The organism is Dictyobacter sp. Z7_2 (genome assembly GCF_057551105.1).
Genome location: NZ_BAAJPE010000001.1, coordinates 1648468 through 1662098 on the forward strand (window position 1 = coordinate 1648468; position 13631 = coordinate 1662098).

Here is a 13631-nt window from a genome sequence, read left to right on the forward strand (position 1 = left end):
TTAGGAGAGATGGCAGAAAAATAGCGGTTGTCTTTCTCGAGTCTATAGAAAAGCAAGCCTGGCTACGTTATACTATTGCAGTATTCTACCAAATTGCGGTATCCTACCAACGGATCGGAAAAGAAACAGCCCAGACATTACTCTCCTTCTATGCATTATACTCATGACACCCAACACGTTTTGTGGTAATACACTAAGTAAAAAAGAACTATTGAAAGTGAGTTCCTGATGGACACGCACCACAACCTCCCACCGAAACCAACCTTCGTGCATCCGCTACCACCTGGAGCCAGCACCCATGTTGCTCTGACCGGCATCGAACCCGAAGCAGGTTTGAAAGTCATTCAAGACATCATCGCCGGAGCAAAGAAGTCGCTATGGATCGAGATGTATCTCTTCGATAACGATAAAGTCGCCCAGATGTTGCTACAAAAAAAAGCTGCCCAGCCAGATCTGGATCTACGCCTGCTCTACCATCAACCCAGCCTGCCTGATAGCCTTGATCCAACACGTTCGCATCGCTTTCCCCGTTGGGTCCTACCAAATAGAGGCATTCAAATCGATGACGATCCAGTCACCATGCATCATGCGAAATTCATCCTGGTAGATGCGGACGTCCCTGGTCACGCCTGCGCCTATATCATGACCGCCAACTTTACGGCTCAGGCACTTGGAGGCAATCACGCAGGCTACGCGAACCGCGAATATATTATCGGTGATACCAATCCTGAGGATATTGCCTTGCTCAAGGCTATTTTTCTCGCTGACCAGAATGGTCGCAACCTACCAGCGATCCCAGCCACATCCAACCTCGTAGTCAGCGATGTCAACGCCATCACAGTCCTCCCAGTCCTCTTGAAAAGCGCCCAGCACAGTATCTTCATGCAAATGGAATATCTGAATGACCCTCCAGGGAACGGCAGTCTCAACCTGAAGAAAATCTTGCTGCATGCGGCCAGCCAGGGAGTGAATGTCCAGATCATGCTCCCGCCGCTCACGCCTTCTGTGCCAGGAGCACCTTCGGCAGATAATAGCGAGACCTATCGTGAGCTGATGCCAACCGTTGCGGTCAATGTCACTCCGGAATATTTCATACATGCAAAAATGATCATTATAGACAAACAGCTCGCCTTTGTCGGTTCGCAAAATCTCAGCCATCAATCACTGAGATACAGCCGTGACGTCGGCATCCTGATCTCGAACAAAACGATCGTGTCGCATTTGCTGAAGACGTACGAGGCCGATTGGAACTTCGCACAGAAGTTAGCCAAAAAGCAGCATCTTCATTAAACTGCATACAAGCAAAAATCATCGTCAATACCGAGCCCACATAGCGACCAATTAGAAGCACAGCGTCAACGTATCGCAACGGGAAAAGAACTTACGGCGTCTTCTTGCCTGTATCGATTCCTGCCACGATACGTTCGCCTGCCTTCAGTCCCTGAAGCACCTCGTAGCTGTAATTATTTGTGATCCCCAGCAACACAACTGGTTTCACCTTAAACGTCTGGCTAGCCCCATTCCCAACTGGCTCAAAAACAAAGCTTGCCATGGGCGGGAGTGCCTGTTGTGCTAATTCAGGCTTATTCTCTATCAGCCGAGCAAGCATGTTATCCGCTTCACTCTGTGCATCCTGCATCCGCTGCATGCTCACCGGAGCATTCAAATTTGTGCTCATCGTATGAGAAAAGTCGATCGCACCAGACGGGATGATCAGCACATTAGGATCGTGCAGCACATTCATGATACTATTGGCACTCATATTAGAATAGGGCTTTAAGCCGTGGAGGCTTGCCTCATCAATATCGAGAAAGACAGGATAATTAATAGCTGCATCGTTGACGCCGTTAGGCGAGATCGCACCAACACGAGCAGTAAATGGGCGATATCCAAAAGCCTTCATGGTAAATTGAGCTACCTGCCCTAACCTTATTTTAAGAATATCGGCTTCTCCCACATTGACAATAATTCGTCCCAACGTAGAGTAGTCGGTCAACTGAATAAAAACACCGGGTGGAGCCGCACCATTATTAAAGGCAGGATCAGGCTGAACGCCCGGAGCACCATCGATTGTTCCATTGATGCCAGTGACAATACCGTCATGAGGAGCACGCAAGGTGGCATTGGCGAGATTATGTCTGGCGGTATTCACCTGGAGCTGCGCCAGATAGAGTTGCCCCTGGCTGGCAGTGACCTGAGCCAGAGCCGAAGCATACACATCATCGGTCTTAGCCACATCGATAAAACTGTTGGCCACATCAACCTGGCCTTGAACACTGGTATTGTTGACATTGATGGTAGCTTGCACCTGATTTAATGTTTGTTGATCCTTATTCACTTGCTCTTTAGCCACAGTGACGCTGGCATGAGCGTTAGCCACGTCCAGTCTGTATAAAGCATTGGCCTGTTGCACACAACCAGCATACACGTCGCCTGGCTCCGACACCGTAAATGCAGATGGAATGGATACTGTCGGTGTGGCAGTGATGGAAGTTGTAGGGGTGACAGTGAGCGCGAGCAGATCTTGAGCACAGGTGAGGTTAATCGTTTGCTGACGCAAGATATCAGCATGCTGGATCAAAAGACGTTCGGCCTTCCGCTGAGCATCCAAAATTTTATGATCATCATTGATGATGTCATTGGCCGTCTGATTCAGGGTATCAGATTGTTGATTGACGGCATTTTGATTATTTTGTGCCGCATGTAATGAAGTCCAGGCTGCATGTATCTTCGCATTCTTAAAATCACGAGCAGAATTCGCATACCTGATCTCGCTATCAACGTTAGCTCTGGCCACTTTCACCGAAGCATAGGCCAGATTAAGATTATCCTGCAAAGGGACCGTATTCAAGCGTCCCAGGACTTGTCCCTGCACAACCTTTTGTCCTTGCTTGACATCAATTTCACTGATAAGATTAGATGGGCCACTCTGAAAGATAAGATTATACACATTGTTTTCGATCAATCCGCCCGCATACACCGTGACATCGTAATCTCCCTGTGACACCTCCTGAATCTGATACGTGGGTGCGGCTCCACTACCGGCAGCGGGAAAGAGGAAGCCGAAGGGTAACAACAAGCAGAGGATAAGCATAAATCTGATGCTTTTTTTGCGACGAGACCCATGCTCATACAACCTCTGCTCTCTATCCTCGATTACGAAGCCACGATCAGAGTCGATCGACTCACGCAATCGATCTGGTGACTGCTGAGACATACAACAACCTTCTTTCTCTATGAATCACAGCGCAGAGCCCTATCACCGATGCAAAAAATATTAAACACAGCGTAATAGAGGCACCAGAATCAGTGTATAGGCACGCACAAGAGAAAAAGTTGAATTGAATATTCCAATCATCTCTTGACAGGCTCATCGCTTATAAGTATTCTTAATAAGCAGGGCAAGAAATGTATAAAAAGCTTGAATTGTAAGACGGGCCTTACGAGTCAAAATCGAATGCCCTTCTTCTGGTACACATTGTCTCTTTAGCTAACCACTATCACTCAGAGTTACTATATTGCTCCATCAAGCGAAGGAAATACAACACGATGATTATGCTACAACCCCGCCAGCGTTCTGCCATCAAAGGTCATACATTTGGTGCGCGTGGAGACTCTTGCTCATGCGATCCCTGCGATTGTAATCCCTGTAAGTGTGGAGATAGCCTTCGGCCGAGTTATCCCGATTGGAGAGTCAGCGGCTACTTTGTCAATAATGGAATAGTCGATCAGCAACAAATTTCCAGGCAGATTCTGCTCAGCCTGGCACAGCCCACACAACCCGGATCGTCCGAAGGCTGGCAAGAAGTCCTACTCGTCCAGCAGGAGACGCCGCTGGCACTCGTGAATGTCCTGCTGCGCTTATTCGAGCGCGAACTTGATAGTATGCCTGCGGAGATCGGAGCTCATCCACACAAAAAGCGTGCCGTCTATCGCACATCGATGGAGTATCACGTAACGGGACAAGGTCCACAACTTCACGTCACATTCCAACCCACACCACTCAATCTGGTGTACGCCGCTCCAGAATTCCAGGAGGTCCGGTCCTGGACATATGATGGGCCGATGGCTCTGCGCGGCAATTTCTCATTGACTGCTGGATAAATGTAGCGTCGTACGCTCGCGTACGATGTCCCTGGGACTCATATGAGCCAGTTGAATCTCGGCGCTCCACGCGGGCCTGCCTGATCGTACGTCGAGTGGGACATCGTACGCGAGCGTACGACGCTACTTTATGGGGTAACCGGCTGCAGCGAGCACGTTTTTGATCTGCTCCAGGGGCGTCTGATCGCCGTTATAGCGCAGGCGGACTGATCTAGTAGGAATGTCGGTCTGCACAATCTCAACTCCGGATATGGTCAGAAGCGCCTTCGTGACATTTCGCACACATCCACTACAATTCAGGCGCGACAGCGTAATAGTTGTTTCTGGCATAGTATTCACCTCTTCCATCTTCATGTACACAATTACCATGAAAGGCATTATATAAACCAATCCACACTACGTCTATTAGGATGAATACCTATTTATCCCCTTAGAGGGAGGCACTGTTCGCTTGCAAAGGCAGAAAAAACTGCTATAGTCATTCATAATAACTCAAGGTTCATATAACTTAAGGGAGGCAGTTTTTATGCCAAAGAAACCAGGAAAAGTTCCCTCCTATCCACTGAGGCAGGTACTGGTAGAGCAAGGGTTTTTCGAAAATGATCGCGAGGCTGAACGCTGGATTATGGCTGGCAAGATTTTAGTGGCTGGGCAGCGCATCGATAAAGCAGGCACGAAGATACCTTCAAATGCCGATGTGCGGGTGATAGGAAGGCAGCGGTATGCCAGTAGAGGCGGTTATAAGTTGGCAGCCGCCCTCGATTATTTCCATGTCGACGTCACAGGCCGTGTGGCTGTCGATTGTGGAGCCTCGACCGGAGGCTTTACCGATTGTTTACTGCAACGAGATGCGGCTTTAGTCTACGCGGTTGACGCTGGATTTGGTCAACTTTTAGGAAAACTTCAATTACATCCACGTGTTCGCAACCTCGAACGGACAAATCTCAGCGATATACTCTCTCTGACGCTTCAACCAGATCCAACGCTAGTCACCCTCGATCTCTCATACCTCTCATTGACGAAAGCGCTGCCAATCGTGGCGCAATTTCTTAGCTCAGGAGAAGTCCTGACCTTATTTAAGCCACTCTTCGAGATCGATGATGCAATAGCACGACGCACAGGCCAGATTGATGATCAGATGCTCCTCGTGACCGCATTGCAACGCGTTATTGATGCAGGTACGCAGTCGGGTTTATATCTTGTCAATATAGCTAAATTAGCACTACAACCCAAACATGGTGTCAACGAGTTCTTTTTACACTTCACACAACAAAGAGAAAAAATCAGATCGGACTACGATGCTACGATGCTGCTCACGATTATCAATAGTGCGGGTATCGGGAGCACAACCGAAGAGTAACATCATTCAAAGCGACCAATCACAAATCGATCGCAGCAAGTTACCCTGCTGCGATCGATTTGTGTGACAGAGAACAGAAAAAGTGAGAACGCCACTATCTCTAGCAGCTCACATAGCCAGACGTTAACCAGAAAGATTTATCATAACCTAATGTGGTCGGATCATTTCCCGTAATATTGTAACAATATCCTCCATAATTGACGCCTGTAAACTCACGGGTATAGCTGCAGTTATTCCAGGTCTTAAAAGATGCAGGGTTCCACCCATTGGAATTGGAAATTCCATAACCAGAACTATCACAGGGGCCATAGTATCCATAGATACTAGTCGAGCTTCCTGTATAGTATGTCCCAGAGTACCAGGTCATAAGAAGCACAGTCTGAGAACTGGCCAGTGGAGCTGCCAGTGACTGATTGGCTTGAGCACACTGCCGTGATAGCACGCGTGAAACGGTCTCTCCCGGATGAAGCTTATCAAGCACTATTTGACAGTTCTGGGTGGGCTTTACCACCAGTTGAGAGGCTGCGTGAGCCGACGAGGCCGAAAAAGTAGCAAGGGCCACCACGACAAGTGTGAGGACGAACAGCAGACGCACGGTATTTGATCCAAGAGGCAATTGACGCAACATATCCAATCCTTTCTTCTTTACACATTGAACTCTGCTCTCTGTAGAAGCACAAAAACGTTGCGAGAGAAGATCGCTTGATACCTTTTTCTCTCTTACGCTGTATTTCTATAGCTCAATACTACGCAATGTCCGCCGAGCAAGAAAGATCATTACCTATCATCTAGATAACATTGGATAACATCTGGACAAGATTAAAGATCATTTCGCATGCTTCTCATATAGAGCCTGTTCTAATCCTTTTATCATTCTCCGCGTGGGAGATCATCTGTCCTCACAAAAAAGCTCCTTATTGTCATACGGCTCAGGTTTTACTGAGCTGGCAGGCTCAAAAGACGAGAAGGGCAGGAGGCTCGACGCTGAGACCCCTGCCTTTCTCGCTAACAATCGACGAGTTCGGGACTCTGGTTTAAGAGTTGACTTCTGGGTGAAATAAACGCTTCGTAGCTCTCGTCGAGCCGATCCTTCTGGAAGAGGGCAACACGATGACAGTTCTGGAAGGCCAATTTCACGCCAAAATAATCCTCTAAAGCTCCACGCATGGAGTCACTGGCGAGGACGCGCAGTAATTGGCCGCGCGCCTGCTCACTGGGAGGTGGCGTTTGATTGTCAACGAAGCTGGCCTCGCTCTGACTGAGCCTGCCTGCAAGATTTTCGATGAGTTGCCAGGCATAGGGAAGCGACTCCTTGATACAGGAGAGAAAGTCGTTCTGTGATACATCGCCCTGTTGGGCCTGCTCCAGTAATGCCGGTGAAACAGTAAGAGACATTATGATACTCCTTTTTTGTTGTGAACTTTCTCTCCCCCTATTGAAGCGAGAAAAAGCCATGCTGTTTACAATGATAAAGATGCAAATGAGATGATGTCTCATTTAACAAGAAAAGTATGCCATGAGATCTGGAGAAAAGCAAGAGGTTTTCAGTTCAATATTGATACCAGATCTCATTTATCAGTGAATTGTCATAAGGCTATGTGGAGATTTAAATGTCCTTTTCCATAAGCTTATTGACATATTATCTCATTATTGCTATTATCGAGACGATATATCAATAAAAAGAGGTGCCTGCATGCTCTCAACTCTTTTCTGGATGCTCTCTTGCTTCTCTGGTGAGAGGCGACGCTATTTTCCTTCAAGGAGGAACTCATCATGTTCTCTCGATACTATTTTTTGCCACGCGTGGCTTGCGGCCTGATGCTACTCATCAGCGTGGGACTTGCGGCCTGTGGCACGACCTTTCAATCACCCACAACGAGTGGGAAGAACAGCGGGCCTATTCAAGTCGTGGCGGCTGAAAATTTTTGGGGCAGTATCGCCGCTCAAGTAGGTGGCGACCATGTGCATGTCACCAGCATTATTGTAGACCCCAATGCTGATCCTCATAGCTATGAGCCGACCAATCCTGATGCACGTATCGTGGAGCAGGCTCAGTATGTGATTGTAAATGGAGCAGGCTATGATCCCTGGGCGGACAAACTCTTACAAGCCAACCCGGTAAGTGGGCGTAAAGTGCTCAATGTAGGTAATTTCAATGGGAAGCGTGAGGGAGATAATCCCCACATGTGGTACAACCCCGCTTACGTCACTACTATGGTCAACAAAATCCGTGACGATTTGAAAATACTCGATCCAGCCGATGCCAGCGCGTTTACCCAATCAGCGCAGGCGTTTCAGACAACGGGACTCAAGCAGTATCACTATCTGATCACTAGCATCAAAGCAAAATACAGCGGGACACCGGTTGGGGCTACCGAGAGCATCTTCTCGTATCTCGCTCCGGCGTTGGGATTGAAACTGATCACGCCGTATCCATACCTGAAAGCTGTCTCGGAAGGAGAAGACATTTCAGCAGCTGATCAGGCCGCTGTAGAGCAGCAGATTCGCCAGAAGCAGATCAAGATCCTGATCTACAACTCCCAGAATACGCCCAATAACATTCAGGCGCTGATCACGCTGGCGAAGAACAATCATATTCCGGTGGCAACGATTACGGAAACCCTGACTCCGGCGACCGCGTTGTACCAGGACTGGCAGACGACACAACTGCAAGGTATAGAGTCCGCACTGGCTCAGGCCACCGGCAAGTAAATAGGAAAGCGGGTGGTCAGCGTTTGCTGACCACCTCGATCAGAAAGGATACCTATGGTGATGACTCATTCCTCGTCGCATCTTTCTTTCACGCCTCCCTTGACGCATCTTGAGCCAATCGTCCAGGTCAGCGAGGCCACTGTGACACTGGGTGGGCGTACGATCTGGCAGGGGGTCGATCTTACGATCCAGCCGGGAGAATTCCTGGCTATTCTGGGACCAAACGGTGCCGGCAAGTCCACACTGCTCAAAGCTATTCTGGGATTGTTGCCGCTCTCAGCCGGGACAATTGCGGTGCTGGGGAAGCCAGCGCGGCGCGGCAATGCGGCGATTGGCTATGTGCCCCAGCGGCGACACTTTGAGGCCGATATCCACGTACGAGGACGCAGTATTGTCCATCTTGGATTGAACGGGAGAAATATTGGGCTTACCGTGCCATTTCTTCAGCCACGGCAGGCTCGTGAGAACAGACGCCTTGTCTCGGAGGTCATCGAGTTGGTAGGAGCGACCGCGTATGCAGATCGACCCATTGGAGAACTGTCGGGCGGAGAGCAGCAGCGTCTGCTCATTGCACAGGCGTTGGTGCGGCGACCACGCCTGTTGGCATTGGATGAACCATTGGATAGCCTGGATCTTCGCAATCAGCAAGGAATAGCGGGCGTGATTCGGCGCATCAGCAGGGAAACGGGAGCCGCAGTACTACTGGTTGCGCATGATATCAATCCGATCCTTTCTGCAGTGGATCGCGTCATCTACGTAGCCCATGGGCAGATCACAATCGGCTCGCCGGATGAAGTGATTACGACGGACACGCTCTCCCGCCTCTACGCGACGCCAGTTGAGGTGTTGCGGGGAAGCTCCGGGCGAATTGTCGTGGTAGGACAGCCAGAAGAGGAGGTGAGCTATCATTCCCATCATTCTAGCTGACCAATTCTCACCCTCCTGGGATCTGGTGGCCGATGTGCAGATCTTGCTGTACTTCCCGTATATGCAAAACGCATATCTGGCGGGAACGCTGGTGGCCATCACAGCCGGCATCATGGGCTATTTTATGGTCCTGCGCAGCCAGAGCTTCGCGGGTCATAGCCTCGCGAACGTTGGCTTCGCAGGCGCGACAGGAGCGGTCCTTTTGAGCATTCCAGCGGTGCTTGGACTCTTTATCGCTGGCGTGTGCGCCGCTGCTGGTATCCAGATGCTCAACCAGGCGGAGCGCCGAGGACAGCAGAGTGATATCGCCGTAGGAGCAGTGTTGACAGCGTCATTGGCTCTGGGCTATCTCTTTCTCTATCTGGCCACGGCGGAGTATGCGGCAAATGTCTACAATATTCTCTTTGGCAATGTGCTCGGCATCAGCCAGGCCGATGTGACCATCATCCTCTGCTCCTCTCTGGTGCTGCTGGGAATCCTTATGGTGATCGGCCGGCCCCTCTTCTTTGCCTCGCTTGATCCAGAGGTCGCCACAGCCCAGGGCGTGCCGGCACGTGCCCTCTCTTTTGGCTATCTGGTACTGCTGGCGCTGAATGTAGCAGTCGCGGTGCAGATCGTGGGAGTACTGCTCATCTTTGCCTTACTGGTGACACCGGCTGCCATTGCACAGAATCTGACCAGCCGTCCGGGAATAGCTGTGACTCTGGCGGTAGCCCTTGCCCTCTGTTTTACCTGGCTAGGTCTGGCAGTGGGCTTCTTTACCCCCTACCCGGTGGGCTTTTTCATCACGACGTTTGCCTTTGGCACGTACGTGCTGATACGCGGTGGACGCTGGTTGTTCGGCTTCCTGGGACACCGTCGTCGTCGTCCATCGGAGCCACTTCGCCATCAGGGAGAAAACATATGAATCTTATTCTGGCTAGCGTCCTGCCACCGTTTACGCTGAACCTGTGGCAGGACCTTCAGACCATGTGGCAGTATGACTTTATGCGTCAGGCATTGATCGCTGGCACTATATTGAGTCTGGTCGCTGGCCTGGTGGGCTATTTTGTAGTCTTGCGCCACCAGGCATTCGCCGGGGAGGCGCTCTCCGATGTGGCCTTTACAGGGGCACTAGGTGGAGCTGTACTTGGCCTTTATCCACTGGTCACATTGCTGGTAACAACCATCGGGGTCGCACTTGTCATGGGAGGATTAGGCGAGCGCTTGCGAGGTCGGGACGTGGCCATCGGCACAGTGCTCGCCTGGGTGCTGGGACTAGGAGCCCTCTTTCTCGGCCTGTTCACAAGTACCGCCAGCGGGACTGGAACCGGCTTCTCAGGTGTCACGGTGCTCTTTGGCAATCTCTTGGGCATCTCCACCGCACAAACCCAGATCATCGCGCTAGTCAGTAGCGGAGTAATCCTGATGTTGCTGTGTATCGGCCGTCCTCTCCTTTTTGCCTCCCTGGACCCGGATGTGGCAGCAGCCCAGGGGGTACCAGTGCGTCTGCTTGGACTGAGTTTTATGGTTGTACTCGCCGTGACCGTCAGTTTCGCGACGATGGCGGTGGGTGCCCTGCTGGTCTTTGCCCTGCTCTTATTACCCGCAGCAATCGCCCATCAGGTAACCAGTCAGCCATTTTTTGCCCTCGCCATCGCTGCAGGATTGGCAGTCGCCGTGACCTGGCTTGGTATCACCGTCGGGTTTTATACAAGTTATCCCAGCAGTGTATGCATCAGCTTGCTGGCAGTGGCAGGCTATATCGCCGTCGTGGGAGGTCATCAACGGCGGCGAAAGTGAGTTGGGGATCAGTACGCCTTTATTTTGCGTCTACGTCTTGCCAGAGAGGTTGAGAAATAGCACTACGACATCTCATCACGAAATGGAAAAACAGGAATGCCAGGGAGAAGTACTATCCTTCAGCCAGGAGCTTTTGACTATAACTAGCGTAGTATTGTTCCTACAGTTTCAGGGCGGGTGATCTCTCTATGTTGAAAATGATGAAGGGATCAGGACACCCAGAGGAAAGCTGAATATACTTATAAAGGACGTTGCTCTCGTCTAAGCTGATCGTATACTTCCCTTGCACGGCCTAAAGTACGGCTATTTCTAGGGAGGAGAGAATCTTGCCTGAGACTATATTCGCTCATAGTCAGCAGTGCTTGCTCTCTTGCTCGTTCATCGTCAGAAGAATCATAGTTTGCTTTTGATTCATGAAATTTATTCGCTTTCTTATCTAGCTCATGAATTGATCCGAGATCTCTTATTCTTACTTCATTTAATTTATCAAGCACCTTCTGTGGATCATCACCTAATTGCACATCAACGTATTCCTTCGCATAAGCTACTCTTTTTTCATGCATTGAGTCCCAGTGTTCTTTTATTTGATCTATTTCTATCTCATAATTTTTTGCGTATATTTCTCTTTGTTCAAGGTTCATCGCATGAGGTCTTGTATTTGCGATAGCATCAAAAGATTCTTCTTCATCAGAGGATTCGTGGTGTAAAAAGCCAGAAGATTGAGCAAATTTATCTGCCCTTTTTTTAAGCCCCTCCTGATTAATTCTCCTTTGCCCATTTTCAACTCTATCCTTATTTACTGCCGCAAGCACCTCATCTATATTAGAACGGGAGTCAACTTCTAATTCACAATGCTGTTGCGCATATTGCACTACTTTTGTACGTGTCTCCTGAGCTTGTTTGAGTTGCTGAACCATCTGGCCAAATGGCACACGAGTATCCTGAGCTTTTTGCTCAACTTCTCGTGCAGGATACCCCGTATCCTGTTTAACTTGTCGTAGCTTTTCAAGCATTCGACCAGATGTTACAGGAGGAGTAAATGGCGTGTTATATCTGCTAGCTTTAACATCTAACTGATCGGCAGTGAAGCCGGTTTCTTGTTTAATAAATCGCAATCTCTCAAACATTTGATGCTCTTCCATCCCCATCCCCCTGGCTTTTTCTTGAACTTCATGCTGAGCATATCCTGTGTCATCTTTAATTTTTTTGAGATTATTATACATCGTTTGATAATCTTGTCCGGATTGTTCAGCCTTAGCAGCAATGGCACGGGTAGTAAAACCAGTATCTTCTCCTGCCTGTATCTCTACTTTTGTTTCAGGAGAAGGAGACCTTCTATTGTCTGAGAGGTGAGGAAGAGGTCTCGTTCCCTGGAAGTCGCGTGCAGAAGCCCGGAGAGCATTAAATTCACTCTGTGGACTGGGAGTTTGTGAACCAGATTCGTCTGAGTGGAAGGACTCGCCAAATGATCGTTTCATTGCTTATAAATTATCTCCGTACATATGTATCAATCATGAATATGAGTATAACGGGGAAGCAAGGAAGACGCAAGAAAGATATAGGGACAAAGTGAGTGGGAAGACAGGCAACAGAGAGATTGCCCACGTCTGAAAGACAAGGACAAATGTGAGACAAACAACATCTTCCATTAATGGAGAGCAGCAGGAGGACATGAACAAGCCCAAATGGTGCCCAACCATCTGCCTGCGCCTGATAAAGCTCAAAGCGTCCACAGACGCTCCATGGCAAGGGATATAGCCCGACTCAAGGTGTATCTGCATCGTTACGCAGGCAGATACACTTTGAGCTTGGCTATGTGGATCGCACCATCCAATAGTTGAATATGGATCTCCCAATTTCCATCCATTGAAAAATCGGCTTGCGCGCTATAGCGACCGTTTCCATCGGACTGGAAGATGATGACACCGGTTCCCATATCCATATCGAGCATCGTGGTAAAAATTTGAACTTGCTCGTTGGCGTTTGACTTGCCACTATTGACATCCTGCACGTCCATGACAAATCCGTTTTTGCCAAGGCGATTCGGGCTGATACTTAATTGAAGCAGCAATTTGCCGTCAGAGGTCTTGAGCGTGGTATGAAATGCGGTGTCAGGCGTGTGCGCTGCTGCTGATGGCGTGGATGATGGCGACGTATTGCCAGCTGTGGCACAGCCAGCAAAGAGTATACTAACGCATCCTAGCAACAACACGATGTTGCTCAGGTATGAAAAGGGACGCCTTGCTAGCATATGCATTGCTCCGTATGTTACCGTGACGCATAGCTCAATCGCTTATGATTGAACGATCACGGTTAAGTTCATTCCCTGATGAACGGTACAGTAGAGATGAAAGGTACCGGTTGTGTTAAATGGTCCAATGGCGTGACTATCCTGGCCGCTAAATTGTATTGTGATCTTGGGAGCACCGGCCTCGACGGCATATTGAGATAGGCCATTGCTCTGCCAGGTTCCATTTGCCACTACGTGAGTCGCAGGGCTATCATCGATCAGGGTGATACGTTGCCCTTTTTTTATCGTGATCGAGCTCTGCATGAACTGGCTCGCATCCATATGGATAGTGCTCGTCTGCGTCGATGTGGATTGTCTCGCAGGAGTCGTGTGAGATGGGGAGATGGTCGCCTGTGTTGTCCCCTGACTACAAGCCACGATCAGTAGCGTACAGATACTCATGAGTACGAGGCCGATAAGAGATTGCTTCATTTCGCTGTTCCTCGGTTTGGCTTG

14 protein-coding genes are annotated in these 13631 nt (G+C 49.4%); 7 read left to right on the forward strand and 7 right to left on the reverse strand.

Features of this window, described 5'->3' with window-relative positions:
• The first annotated feature begins 228 nt into the window (after nt 1-228).
• The gene (locus AC27N8_RS06375; protein WP_487065098.1) at nt 229-1290 is read left to right on the forward strand and encodes a phospholipase D-like domain-containing protein; all 1062 of its coding nucleotides are present in this window, start codon (nt 229-231) and stop codon (nt 1288-1290) included.
• 91 nt (nt 1291-1381) lie between these two features.
• On the opposite strand, the gene AC27N8_RS06380 is transcribed toward AC27N8_RS06375, so the two are convergent.
• A complete protein-coding gene (locus AC27N8_RS06380; RefSeq protein WP_487065100.1) occupies nt 1382-3217 on the reverse strand; it encodes an efflux RND transporter periplasmic adaptor subunit in 1836 nt (611 codons plus the stop codon).
• 332 nt (nt 3218-3549) lie between these two features.
• On the opposite strand from AC27N8_RS06380, the gene AC27N8_RS06385 reads away from it, so the two are divergent.
• Entirely contained in the window at nt 3550-4104 is a 555-nt protein-coding gene (locus tag AC27N8_RS06385; protein WP_487065102.1) for a hypothetical protein, read from the forward strand.
• A 123-nt stretch (nt 4105-4227) separates the two neighbouring features.
• On the opposite strand, the gene AC27N8_RS06390 is transcribed toward AC27N8_RS06385, so the two are convergent.
• Entirely contained in the window at nt 4228-4434 is a 207-nt protein-coding gene (locus AC27N8_RS06390) for a heavy-metal-associated domain-containing protein (protein ID WP_487065104.1), read from the reverse strand.
• Between the two features lie 196 nt (nt 4435-4630).
• Here AC27N8_RS06390 and AC27N8_RS06395 point away from each other — a divergent pair, with 196 nt between their 5' ends.
• A complete protein-coding gene (locus AC27N8_RS06395; RefSeq protein ID WP_487065106.1) occupies nt 4631-5464 on the forward strand; it encodes a TlyA family RNA methyltransferase in 834 nt (277 codons plus the stop codon).
• A 100-nt stretch (nt 5465-5564) separates the two neighbouring features.
• Here AC27N8_RS06395 and AC27N8_RS06400 read toward each other — a convergent pair whose 3' ends face one another.
• Both AC27N8_RS06400 and AC27N8_RS06405 read right to left on the reverse strand, forming a co-directional pair.
• Nucleotides 5565-6092: a hypothetical protein gene (locus tag AC27N8_RS06400; protein WP_487065108.1), complete on the reverse strand. Its 528-nt coding sequence runs from the start codon at nt 6090-6092 to the stop codon at nt 5565-5567.
• Nucleotides 6093-6469: 377 nt separating this feature from the next.
• Nucleotides 6470-6859, reverse strand: coding sequence for an SCO5389 family protein (locus AC27N8_RS06405; protein WP_487065110.1), 390 nt, complete (start codon nt 6857-6859; stop codon nt 6470-6472).
• A 378-nt stretch (nt 6860-7237) separates the two neighbouring features.
• On the opposite strand from AC27N8_RS06405, the gene AC27N8_RS06410 reads away from it, so the two are divergent.
• Genes AC27N8_RS06410 through AC27N8_RS06425 form a run of 4 tightly spaced genes read left to right on the forward strand, consistent with a single transcriptional unit; the run spans nt 7238 to nt 10885 of the window.
• Nucleotides 7238-8176, forward strand: a complete 939-nt coding sequence (locus AC27N8_RS06410; protein WP_487065112.1) for a metal ABC transporter solute-binding protein, Zn/Mn family — start codon at nt 7238-7240, stop codon at nt 8174-8176.
• 60 nt (nt 8177-8236) lie between these two features.
• Entirely contained in the window at nt 8237-9103 is an 867-nt protein-coding gene (locus AC27N8_RS06415; protein ID WP_487065114.1) for a metal ABC transporter ATP-binding protein, read from the forward strand.
• A gap of 34 nt (nt 9104-9137) precedes the next feature.
• Nucleotides 9138-10010 carry a metal ABC transporter permease gene (locus AC27N8_RS06420; RefSeq protein ID WP_487065116.1) on the forward strand — a complete coding sequence of 291 codons (873 nt, stop codon included), beginning with the start codon at nt 9138-9140 and terminating at the stop codon, nt 10008-10010.
• Nucleotides 10007-10885, forward strand: a complete 879-nt coding sequence (locus AC27N8_RS06425) for a metal ABC transporter permease (RefSeq protein ID WP_487065118.1) — start codon at nt 10007-10009, stop codon at nt 10883-10885. The genes AC27N8_RS06420 and AC27N8_RS06425 overlap by 4 nt, the downstream gene beginning before the upstream one ends.
• Before the next feature lie 239 nt (nt 10886-11124).
• Here AC27N8_RS06425 and AC27N8_RS06430 read toward each other — a convergent pair whose 3' ends face one another.
• The 3 genes from AC27N8_RS06430 to AC27N8_RS06440 all read right to left on the reverse strand — a co-directional run bounded on the left by AC27N8_RS06430 (nt 11125) and on the right by AC27N8_RS06440 (nt 13607).
• Complete coding sequence (locus AC27N8_RS06430; RefSeq protein ID WP_487065120.1) at nt 11125-12363, reverse strand: hypothetical protein; 1239 nt, start codon at nt 12361-12363, stop codon at nt 11125-11127.
• Between the two features lie 305 nt (nt 12364-12668).
• A complete protein-coding gene (locus AC27N8_RS06435; RefSeq protein ID WP_487065122.1) occupies nt 12669-13136 on the reverse strand; it encodes a FixH family protein in 468 nt (155 codons plus the stop codon).
• Nucleotides 13137-13178: 42 nt separating this feature from the next.
• On the reverse strand, nt 13179-13607 hold the full coding sequence (locus tag AC27N8_RS06440) for a cupredoxin domain-containing protein (RefSeq protein WP_487065124.1): 429 nt from the start codon (nt 13605-13607) through the stop codon (nt 13179-13181).
• Between the last annotated feature and the right edge of the window lie 24 nt (nt 13608-13631).

Bases quoted from the DNA above. Each gene is read 5' to 3' on its own strand.
- AC27N8_RS06395 (WP_487065106.1), top strand. From the start codon at position 4,631: ATGCCAAAGAAACCAGGAAAAGTTCCCTCCTATCCACTGAGGCAGGTA.
- AC27N8_RS06380 (WP_487065100.1), bottom strand. From the start codon at position 3,217: ATGTCTCAGCAGTCACCAGATCGATTGCGTGAGTCGATCGACTCTGAT.
- AC27N8_RS06390 (WP_487065104.1), bottom strand. From the start codon at position 4,434: ATGCCAGAAACAACTATTACGCTGTCGCGCCTGAATTGTAGTGGATGT.
- AC27N8_RS06405 (WP_487065110.1), bottom strand. From the start codon at position 6,859: ATGTCTCTTACTGTTTCACCGGCATTACTGGAGCAGGCCCAACAGGGC.
- AC27N8_RS06410 (WP_487065112.1), top strand. From the start codon at position 7,238: ATGTTCTCTCGATACTATTTTTTGCCACGCGTGGCTTGCGGCCTGATG.
- AC27N8_RS06385 (WP_487065102.1), top strand. From the start codon at position 3,550: ATGATTATGCTACAACCCCGCCAGCGTTCTGCCATCAAAGGTCATACA.
- AC27N8_RS06400 (WP_487065108.1), bottom strand. From the start codon at position 6,092: ATGTTGCGTCAATTGCCTCTTGGATCAAATACCGTGCGTCTGCTGTTC.
- AC27N8_RS06425 (WP_487065118.1), top strand. From the start codon at position 10,007: ATGAATCTTATTCTGGCTAGCGTCCTGCCACCGTTTACGCTGAACCTG.
- AC27N8_RS06440 (WP_487065124.1), bottom strand. From the start codon at position 13,607: ATGAAGCAATCTCTTATCGGCCTCGTACTCATGAGTATCTGTACGCTA.
- AC27N8_RS06430 (WP_487065120.1), bottom strand. From the start codon at position 12,363: ATGAAACGATCATTTGGCGAGTCCTTCCACTCAGACGAATCTGGTTCA.
- AC27N8_RS06435 (WP_487065122.1), bottom strand. From the start codon at position 13,136: ATGCTAGCAAGGCGTCCCTTTTCATACCTGAGCAACATCGTGTTGTTG.
- AC27N8_RS06375 (WP_487065098.1), top strand. From the start codon at position 229: ATGGACACGCACCACAACCTCCCACCGAAACCAACCTTCGTGCATCCG.
- AC27N8_RS06415 (WP_487065114.1), top strand. From the start codon at position 8,237: ATGACTCATTCCTCGTCGCATCTTTCTTTCACGCCTCCCTTGACGCAT.